Below are 8,994 nucleotides of genomic sequence, written 5' to 3'. Positions count from 1 at the left end.
CACCACGAGCGCGACGACCGCGATCATCCGCCCACCCGCCTGTTCGATGGTGCGAAAGCTGATGGAGGCGCCGAGCAGCACGATGGCCAGTTCCAGCAGGCTCTTCGAGGCGAAATGCACGCCTGCGCGCGCCCTGGGATGAAGGCCGAAGCCGGTATGCAGCGTCGTACCGAGCAGGATCGCAACCACCAGCGCATCGACGAAAGGATTGCCGAGCAGATGGACCTCGAGACGCTCGACACCCCACGCCACGAGCGTGACAAGGGCGGCAAGGGCCAGACCGGGGCCAAGATCGACAATGCGTCTTATGGAGGACATGCTTCCCTCAACGTGCTTGAGAGAAGAATATTCTTCCTGTTAATCCCAATCTATCGCATAAAATTGGTTAATCTGTTCGATTTTTCAGGAAGACTATGACCTTGGATCAACTCGCAGCCTTTGTCGCCGTGGCGGAACGTCAGCACCTGACGCGGGCTGCGAGTGCGCTGAACCTGTCGTCCTCGGCAGTCAGCTCGGCGATCAAGGCGCTGGAGACCATGCATGGCGTCGCGCTGTTTCATCGCGTCGGCCGCGGCATCGAGCTGACATCGGCGGGCCGGCGCTTCCTGCCGGGAGCCCGCGACATGCTGGCCCGCGCGCGCGGCATCGAACACCTGCTCGACGAACTCGCCGGAATCGAGCGCGGCGTGATCGAATTGCAGGCCAGCCAGACCATTGCAAATTACTGGCTGCCGCCCCGCCTGATGCGCTTTCACGCGCAATATCCCGGCATCGAGATCAAGCTTCAGCTCGGCAACACGACCACCGTCACCGAGGCCGTGATATCCGGCGCCGCGGAGCTCGGCTTCATCGAAGGCACCATCCGTGAGCCGGCGCTGGCGACGCGGCAGGTGGCGTCCGACCGCCTCATGATCGTGATCTCGGCCGCACAGGATCATGCCCGCGCCAGCGCCGATGACCTCCTGTCCCTGTCCTGGGTGATGCGCGAGCCCGGCTCCGGCACGCGCTCGGCCTTCGAAGCGGCGCTGCGCGCGCACGACATCGATCCCGCCCGGCTCGATGTCGTCATGACCCTGCCATCCAATGAAGCCGTGCTGTCCGCGGTGCGCACCAGCAGCGCCGCAACGGCCTTGTCCGAGGCGGTCGTGACGCCATGGCTGCGCAATGGCGACTTGCAAGCATTGCCATTCACCCTGGACCTCCGCGCCTTCACGCTCCTGCGTCACAAGGAGCGCCCGCTCTCCGCGGTCGCGCGCGCCTTCGAGACCTATTGCCGGTCTTTCCCGGACTAGCGGGATTTATCCAGGGCCTCACCCGGCCAGCGGAACCTCTCGCCCCATTCGCCGTTCTCGAAGGTTGAGAATGTGCAAGATTGTAATGTGATGGCCTGGTCCGATCGTTTTTCCGACCCAATTCAGATCCCGAACGGCGATTGGATCGAGACGCTCCGCGACGCCGGCGCCTATATCGCCCGGCTTCCCAATTGCGAATACAAGACCGACGCGTGGCGCACCGCAACGCATCTGCTGATCGAAGCAGCCGAAGGCGCGGTCTCGATCGAACTCGCGCGCTTCGCGATCCTCCAGGCTTTCGCCGTTGAAAGGGAGAAGGAAGCGCTCGCGGTTTGAACGCATTTCCGGCTTCCAGTTAAACTCCCGAAGGCGTCGATCCCGGTTTCCGCAAACACGAAGGGCCGGAGCTGAGCATTTTGAATGGCTTGGGAAGACTGGCGGAGAGGGGGGGATTGCCCGGCCGCGGCAAAAAACTCAATAGAATCAAGGCCGAAGTCCGCCCGAAACATCATTGTGTGTACCAGTATTGTGCCCTGAGGGCTAGGCCCAAGAAGCGCGACATTGATAACCGCTTTGCCCCATAAGCGGCTTTATCAAAGTATTGCGCGTGGGAAAGCGCCAAGGCGACATTTCACTCTTTATCTAAGCCCGAAGGGACTTTCCGCTCAATCGCCAAAGGCCCTGATCGCTAGTGGATACTGCAACAGCCCCGTTCTTGATCGCATCCAGTACGTGACTGCGATCGCATACGAATCCTGACGCGATGATTGGCGGCATCGCTTTGCGATGCTGGGCCGGCACATAAGACAGCATCGGCGCCGGCATCAATTGCACCAGATTGGGCTCGCTCTGTCCCAGCGCAGCGACGCTCCGCGGGAAATTCGAGCGGTCTGTAACGAATACCTTCTGGATGGCGACCAGCCCCGACTTTTTTGCACGTTGGATGGTTGCGACCCTCGTCGAGACGACGCCTTTGGCGCCGATCTCGACGAGATAGTCGACACCACCTTTGTCCTGAGAGAGGCCATCGCAGCTGTCGATGTTCACAACTGGATATTTGTTGGCATCGACGAGCGACTTGACGACGGCACCGAGTTTGCGCAACTCGAAATTCGCAACGATCGCTATTCCCGCCTCGCCGCCGAGGAATTCCTCGACGAGCTCGGGGCCATAGAGCGTAGCGATCACAGGGTGCCGTGTTAGGCGCAAGGCCAAGGATTTGTCCATGACCTCAATCTAAAGTTATGCGCCGACTTTGTCACTCAATCCGAGCTTACCCGGATTTAGAATATTCTTCGGATCGAGCGCGGCCTTGATCGTCTCAAGCACTGGAAATGACGCGCCCAAAGAGTCCGCCATATATGGCGCACGCAGCAATCCGACGCCATGATGATGGCTCAGTGTCGCATTGTATTTGATGATAACAGCATTCGCTGCATCCCACGCCTGCCGATACCATTTCTGACGGTTCTCGACCTCGACTTCGCCGCGCAGCGAGAAATAGAGACAGGCACCATCGACATAAGCATGCGACTGATGGGCGGACCCCGCCAAAGTGCCGGGGACGGCATTGATGGCCTGCACCACTTCATCATAGATCGCCGGGAGATCGCGCCATGGCCCGATCATCTCCAGCGTGTCAGCCACAAAGCCCGGGCTCGGCGTAAAACCTTCCGCACTCTTGCCGGTGAGATAGCGGGTATCCAGCCAGCGCTCCAGGATCGCATCGCTTTCCAGCCTGTCGCCGAGTTCCGCGCAGCCCTTCTCGCTGATCGCCATCACGGCATCAACCAGCTCTTGCGGCCCCTCGTCCGCCACCAGGAGGACATTGCTCTTGGGCATTCCGAACTGCACGCCGCTTTCGAGCTCGTCATAGAGCCGTAGCGCAGCCGGATTGGCGCCGCGCTGCATGATCTGGCGGCAGGCCTCCAGACCGACCGCAAAACTCTTAAAGCTGTAAGCGATGGCGCGACCATAGTCAGGCAGCTGGTGCAGCTTGAAGCGGATCTTTACGACGACGCCCAGCGTACCTTCCGAACCGATGAACAGTTGCAGCAGATCCGGCCCGACCGCCGCGCGCGAATAGCCTCCAACGGTGATCAAGCGGCCATCGGCCAGCACGACATCCATGCCGAACACCATGTCCTCGATCTTGCCATAGCGCGTCGACAACTGCCCGGCGCCACGGCAGGCAACCCAGCCGCCCACAGTGCTGATACCGAATGACGAAGGCCAATGCCCCATGGTCATTTTGTAGTCACGCTGGATCGTCGCCTCGAAGACGTCGCCGAACATGCCGGCTTCGACTTCGACGATCTGGCTCTGTTCATCGAAGCCCACGAGCTTATTGAGATCGCAGAGATCGAGCACGATACCGCCACGAACCGGCAGGGCGGCGCCAGTCACGTTGCTGCGCCCTGCCGACACGGTCACGGGGATCGTCGCGGCATTGGCAATGCGCATCACGCCTTGCACCTGTTCGACCGACGACACACGAACGACAACCGCATTTGGCGTCGCCGGCTTGCCCGCCGTGTCCGTCATCATCGATCCCGCCCACCAGTCGCGGGTCCAGGCCACCACATCGGGCGTCTCTGTGATCACATTGTCGGCAACCCCACGCAGCGCTGCGATGATATCGGCGCCCACAGCGACCGGATCGCGCTGCAGGCCCGGCGTCGACGACGTCTCCTTGACGCGCGCGACATAGGCCGGAGGCGTGTGTGCTCCCACAACATATCGACCACGATTGTAGCCACGACGAATGGCATCTTTGCTCAGCATTTCTTACGCTCCTAGAAGAATAAATTTCTCGCGCGCAACGCTGGCGGTGTAGTCCGCCACCTGTTGCGCGATGATCTGTTCGGACAGCCCGAGTTCGGACTGCAATATCTGCCCGACGCGCATGGCGGCGCGCGCCGACGCATCGCGTGCATTCATGCGGGCGCGCATGCGCCGCGATAGCACATCATCGACGTTGCCCGCCATTTCATGACGGACGGCATAGATGACTTCAGCCTCGCTATGCGGCAGCCCTTCGACGATCGGCGCCGCGGAGGCCGGATCGGCTTGCAGGATATCACTGACAAAGCGCGCTTCGGTGCCGTAACGCTCGCCGAGATGCGCCTGCGTACCGCCTGTCGCGGTGATCGCCTGGGCGTCGTAACCGGCGGCACCGAGCAAATAGGCCTTCTTGGTCTGGCACCTGCCGCTCTTGCCGATCACCTTTTGCGCGGCATCGACGGTTTGCTCCGCCATATGCCGCGATGTTGTCAGCTTGCCTCCGACAATGGTGATCAGCCCATCATCTGCGATATCGATCTTGTGGTTGCGCTTGACTTCAAGCGTCTTGCCGCCCGGCGGCGCCACGAGCGGCCGACACCCGGCGATGCTGCCGACGGCATCCTCGGGACGGAGATCTGTCTTCAGTGCCGAGCGGGCGCCCTCCAGCAGGAAATCAAGCTCCTCGCGCGTGCAATGCACGTCATCGAGGTCGCCCTGATAATCCTCGTCGGTCGTGCCGAGGTAAGAAACATTGCCCCAGCGCGTGATCGTCGCACGGCGGCTGCGGCCAGGAACGGGGATCGTGACCGTGCAGTCATTGCGAATCTTCAGCCAGGGAATCGCGACATGCACGCCCTTCGCCGGACGTATATCCAGCTTGCGCTCCTCGCCCTTCTTGATGCCGCTCCAGTCGCGCAACCAGACGCCGGTCGCCATGACGACTGAGGTAGCCCGGACGATGATCTCGCGCTCACCGGCCTGAACCACGGCGCCCGTAACCTTGCCGTGATTATTGCGGGTGATCTCCACAGCCTTGGTATGATTGGCAATCGCCGCGCCGTGATAGGCGGCCGTCCGGACCAGGTTCAAGGTCAGCCGCGCATCATCGACACGGGCGTCGAAATACATCAAGCCGCCGATCAGATCGTCGTCTTTGAAAGTCGGGCAATGCGACAGCACCTCAGCCTTGCTGAGGCGTTGATGCAAAATGCCTTCGCGCCAGCCACCGGCGAGATCGTAGGTCCAGAGCAGGGTTTCGAAGGCTTTCGCCATGCCCTTGTCGAAGACGCCGTCTTTTTCCAGGATCGGAAACAGGAACGGCAGCCTTTGCACCAGATGGCGCGCATTGCGGCGCAGCCGCTGACGTTCCAGCAGAGAGTGGCGGACCAGACCGATATTACCCTGCTCGATATAGCGCAGGCCGCCATGAACCATCTTCGACGACTTCGACGACGTCCCCGATGCGAAATCATCCTTCTCGACGAGCGCGACGCGAAAGCCGCGCAAACTCGCATCGAGCGCGGCGTAAGCGCCCGTGACGCCGCCACCGATGATGAGAATATCGAACTGATCGCTCTCCAGTTTTGCCAGATGCTCGCTGCGGACGAAGCCGAGAGGCGCCGTGCCGATCATATCCGCACGATCGCGACTGGGTTTCAGTGAAGGAAGAAAGTTCATCATCTCGTATTCCGTCTAATGCGCCCCAAACACGTTGGCGTGTTCAAGTTCGGATGTGATGCGCGCATGCCAGAGCGCGCGACGTTCATCGCGCATCGCTGCCCGCATCTTCGGCTCGAAGACCTGTTCTTCGGCAGCGAAGGCCGTGCTGCGCGGGATGTCGTCCCAGAACAGACCGGACGACCCGGCGAGATAGGCTGCCCCGCGCAACGTGGCCCGCGCGGTGTTCGGCTTGCGGCGGATGGGGACGCCGATCAGATCGGCCTGCATCTGCAGCAGCGGATCGCTCGCCGAGAGGCCGCCGCCGACAATCAGCTCGGCAATATCGACACCCGACACGTCGCGATCGGATTCGAGACAGCTAGCGACGGAATGCGCGATCCCTTCAAGAATGGCATAGGCCACTTCCGGTCGGGTCGAGGCCATCGAAATGCCGGTCAGCGAGGCACGCGCATTTGGTTGCATGTCGGGCGTCCGCAATCCGGTCAGCGCCGGAATGAAGGTGACGCCGCCAGACGACTGGACCTCGGCTGCAAAGCGACTGATCTCCGTCGCATTGTCGAACCAGCGCAGCTTCTCGCAGACCCAATCCAGCGCAGAGCCGGTCGTGGCAGCGAATGTCTCGACGGCGAATTGCGACTGATTTTTCCGGCGTCGCGCCACCATGGTTGTGGTGCCGGCAAACAAACCGGCCTTGACCGGCTGCTCCGGCCCGATGATCAGATCCACAAAACTGCCGGTGCCGTGGATGCACATGGCCTGACCCCGATCAAGGCAACCGAGACCGATGGCGCCGGCGTGCTGGTCGCCCATGCTCGCCAGAATCGGAACATCGATCCCGAGCAGATCGGAATTCGTCCGCCCGAGATCATCCGCATCCGATCGCAGCTCCGGCACTAACGCCTGCGGAAATGCGAGCGCATTGAGCCAATCGCGTTGATAGCGATGCTCGGCAAGAACGTAGGCGCCGGCCGATGTCGCATTGGTCGGCGTGGTTACATAGATGCGATCCCGCGTCAGATGCCACAGCAACCAGGTATCGACCGTCCCGAAACCCAAGCGCTTCTCAGCGAATGCTTTCGCGATCTCCGGCGTTTCCCGGATGTGCCGTGCCGCCCAGAGATAGGGCGAGCGCACACCACCTGCCCGTCCGACCTGTGTTGCAAGGATCGTATCCCAGACGGGCGCGAGTTTGTTCAACTCACCGACGTAACGGGTGTCCTGCCAGACCATGGCGGGCACGAGTGCCCGCCCGGTGTCCTTGTCCCACAAAACAGCGGTGGCCCGCTGTGTTGCAATTGCCATGGCGACGATCCGCAAGCCGGACTGCGATGCCTGCGCGATGGTCGCACGACAGGCCGCCACAGTTTTCTCGAGGATAGCGTTCGCGTCCTGCTCCACAACGCCCGGCCGCGGAGTATCGACCTCCAACGGCAGATATTCGAGGCAGGACACCTCACCATCGGCGGAGACCGTCGCGGCACGGGTGCCGGACGTTCCCTCGTCGATCGCCAGGATCACGTCTTTGAGCTGATTTGCCATCACGACTTCGACGGCTGCAGCACAGCGTTGGTGTAAGGCTTGTCATCCGCGAATTGCGGCGCACCGGCCTCGTTGTCCGGATTGATCGCGGTCCGGGTCGGATCCCACTTGATCGAGAAGCAGATAATGCTCGCGATCAACGGAACGGCGGACAGGATCAGGAAGGTGTGGTTGAGGCCATACCATTCGCGGAACAGCGGGAAGACGAGCAGGCCGAGCGCCGCACCGATCGATCCCATGGCGCCGATCACACCATTGGCGCCCGCACGAAGCTCGCTACGGAACGACAGCGACGAGAGGCTCTTGCCGTTGGCGCCAGGACCACCGGAGTGGAACAGGATGAACAGCGACGGCACGATCGCCGCCAGCCAGACCGGCATCTTGTCGCTGAACAGACCGAGGATCAGCAGCATCACGAACACCGCAGCAAAGCCCACAGCCGACGCGATGCGTAGGCCGAACACGCGTCCAATCGTCGGAGACAAGAAGCCGCCGAAAATGCCGAACACGTTGAACATCAATGCACCCAATGTTGCATAGACGAAGTCCTTGCCGAACAGCGCAGCGCTGATCAGCGGCAGGTACCAGCCGACAGCGAAATACTGGATAGATTGTCCAATCTGAACGGTGGCCGCAAGGATGGTGCGCGGCAGATAGACGCCGCGAAAGATCAAAAGCACATTGGCGACGCCGCGGCGTGCCTGATTGAGGACCGGGATACGGTCTTCGAGCGGAGCCGCAACGAAGTTCTGACCGTAAATGCGTGTCATTGCGACGGCCGCCTCGTCCAGGCGCTCCTTGCGCGCAAGCCAGATCGGGCTTTCCACCAGCAACGAATATTGCAGGATCAGGATCGCGATGGCGAAGACCGCAGTGGCGGCAACCGAGTAACGCCAGATCGCGTCACCCACGTCCCATGAGAAGAACAGCAGCGCCAGCAGCAGGTTCGTACACACGGCGGTGTACCACATGCCCTGCCAGGTATTGAGCCGGCTCTTGAAGCGCGACGGCGTGAATTCCGCGAGCACAGCCATGGCAATCGCGAAATCGATGCCGTAGGCGGCGCCGACAAAAAAGCGACCGACAATGATGGTTTCGAAATTCGACGCAAAGATCACAAGCGCAGCGCCGATGATCGCCAGCACCTTCGCAGTCACCAGAGGCACCACACGTCCCCAGCGATCGGCCATCCATCCGCCGATCGGATTGAAAGCGATGGCGACCCAGGACGCAAAGGACGTCAGCAGCGCAACCTGCCCGGCGGTGAGCTGAAGATTGCGCGTCATCGGCCCAAGCCCTGCACTCAAGGCTGAATTGGCGAAAGCGTCGAGAAAAAGTCCGCCAAGCGCGAGCCACCATATAACGCCGGCGCGGCCGTTGATGCCCGTGCGTGAATCGACGAACGACAGGATGTCGTCGATGCCGCGTAGCCTCAATGTTGTTGATTGCACTTGTTTTCCTCCCCAGAATTTTGATCTGTAAGGAGGTCAAAGCAAAGTACCGACGTGCAAGATGACCATCTTACAGACAGTCTTCAATCTTGCTTCTGTGCGAACAGGCTAGGATGCGCCGCCGAGCTTGTCAACGCATCGATACAAAATTAGTCATACCCTCATCTCGGATACCAAATCAGCTGCAACAGATCGGCGTCCGCTTTGCGCCAAGAGCGGCCATTTGCTAATTGCGATCTAAGAATCCG

General features: G+C 61.0%; 8 protein-coding genes. 2 read left to right on the top strand and 6 right to left on the bottom strand.

The features are described 5' to 3' along the window. A partial coding sequence (locus ACIQ17_RS26825; protein ID WP_398472374.1) for a putative sulfate exporter family transporter occupies nt 1-318 on the bottom strand: 318 nt, incomplete at its 3' end. A gap of 95 nt (nt 319-413) precedes the next feature. Between ACIQ17_RS26825 and ACIQ17_RS26820 the strand changes: the two genes are divergently transcribed. Both ACIQ17_RS26820 and ACIQ17_RS26815 read left to right on the top strand, forming a co-directional pair. Further along, on the top strand, nt 414-1,292 hold the full coding sequence (locus tag ACIQ17_RS26820) for a LysR substrate-binding domain-containing protein (protein ID WP_398472373.1): 879 nt from the start codon (nt 414-416) through the stop codon (nt 1,290-1,292). Nucleotides 1,293-1,382: 90 nt separating this feature from the next. Next, nucleotides 1,383-1,628, top strand: coding sequence for a hypothetical protein (locus ACIQ17_RS26815; RefSeq protein WP_398472371.1), 246 nt, complete (start codon nt 1,383-1,385; stop codon nt 1,626-1,628). A 306-nt stretch (nt 1,629-1,934) separates the two neighbouring features. Here ACIQ17_RS26815 and ACIQ17_RS26810 read toward each other — a convergent pair whose 3' ends face one another. Genes ACIQ17_RS26810 through ACIQ17_RS26790 form a run of 5 tightly spaced genes read right to left on the bottom strand, consistent with a single transcriptional unit; the run spans nt 1,935 to nt 8,746 of the window. After that, nucleotides 1,935-2,519, bottom strand: a complete 585-nt coding sequence (locus tag ACIQ17_RS26810; RefSeq protein WP_398472370.1) for a glycerol-3-phosphate responsive antiterminator — start codon at nt 2,517-2,519, stop codon at nt 1,935-1,937. Nucleotides 2,520-2,534: 15 nt separating this feature from the next. After that, nucleotides 2,535-4,076 (bottom strand): FAD-binding oxidoreductase, encoded by a 1,542-nt coding sequence (locus tag ACIQ17_RS26805; RefSeq protein ID WP_398472369.1) that lies wholly within the window; start codon nt 4,074-4,076, stop codon nt 2,535-2,537. Nucleotides 4,077-4,079: 3 nt separating this feature from the next. Next, nucleotides 4,080-5,756, bottom strand: coding sequence for an FAD-dependent oxidoreductase (locus tag ACIQ17_RS26800; RefSeq protein ID WP_398472368.1), 1,677 nt, complete (start codon nt 5,754-5,756; stop codon nt 4,080-4,082). A gap of 12 nt (nt 5,757-5,768) precedes the next feature. Beyond that, nucleotides 5,769-7,295: an FGGY family carbohydrate kinase gene (locus ACIQ17_RS26795; RefSeq protein ID WP_398472367.1), complete on the bottom strand. Its 1,527-nt coding sequence runs from the start codon at nt 7,293-7,295 to the stop codon at nt 5,769-5,771. After that, on the bottom strand, nt 7,295-8,746 hold the full coding sequence (locus ACIQ17_RS26790; protein ID WP_398472365.1) for an MFS transporter: 1,452 nt from the start codon (nt 8,744-8,746) through the stop codon (nt 7,295-7,297). The genes ACIQ17_RS26795 and ACIQ17_RS26790 overlap by 1 nt, the downstream gene beginning before the upstream one ends. Between the last annotated feature and the right edge of the window lie 248 nt (nt 8,747-8,994).

Source organism: Tardiphaga sp., from assembly GCF_044340795.1.
Taxonomy (GTDB): Bacteria; Pseudomonadota; Alphaproteobacteria; order Rhizobiales; family Xanthobacteraceae; genus Tardiphaga.
Note: the sequence above shows the minus strand (reverse complement) of the source record. Positions and strands in the feature narration are given on the sequence as shown.

What these genes read in the sequence shown, in the direction of transcription:
- ACIQ17_RS26820 (WP_398472373.1), top strand. Translation starts at nt 414, where the DNA reads ATGACCTTGGATCAACTCGCAGCCTTTGTCGCCGTGGCGGAACGTCAG.
- ACIQ17_RS26815 (WP_398472371.1), top strand. Translation starts at nt 1,383, where the DNA reads ATGGCCTGGTCCGATCGTTTTTCCGACCCAATTCAGATCCCGAACGGC.
- ACIQ17_RS26810 (WP_398472370.1), bottom strand. Translation starts at nt 2,519, where the DNA reads ATGGACAAATCCTTGGCCTTGCGCCTAACACGGCACCCTGTGATCGCT.
- ACIQ17_RS26805 (WP_398472369.1), bottom strand. Translation starts at nt 4,076, where the DNA reads ATGCTGAGCAAAGATGCCATTCGTCGTGGCTACAATCGTGGTCGATAT.
- ACIQ17_RS26800 (WP_398472368.1), bottom strand. Translation starts at nt 5,756, where the DNA reads ATGATGAACTTTCTTCCTTCACTGAAACCCAGTCGCGATCGTGCGGAT.
- ACIQ17_RS26795 (WP_398472367.1), bottom strand. Translation starts at nt 7,295, where the DNA reads ATGGCAAATCAGCTCAAAGACGTGATCCTGGCGATCGACGAGGGAACG.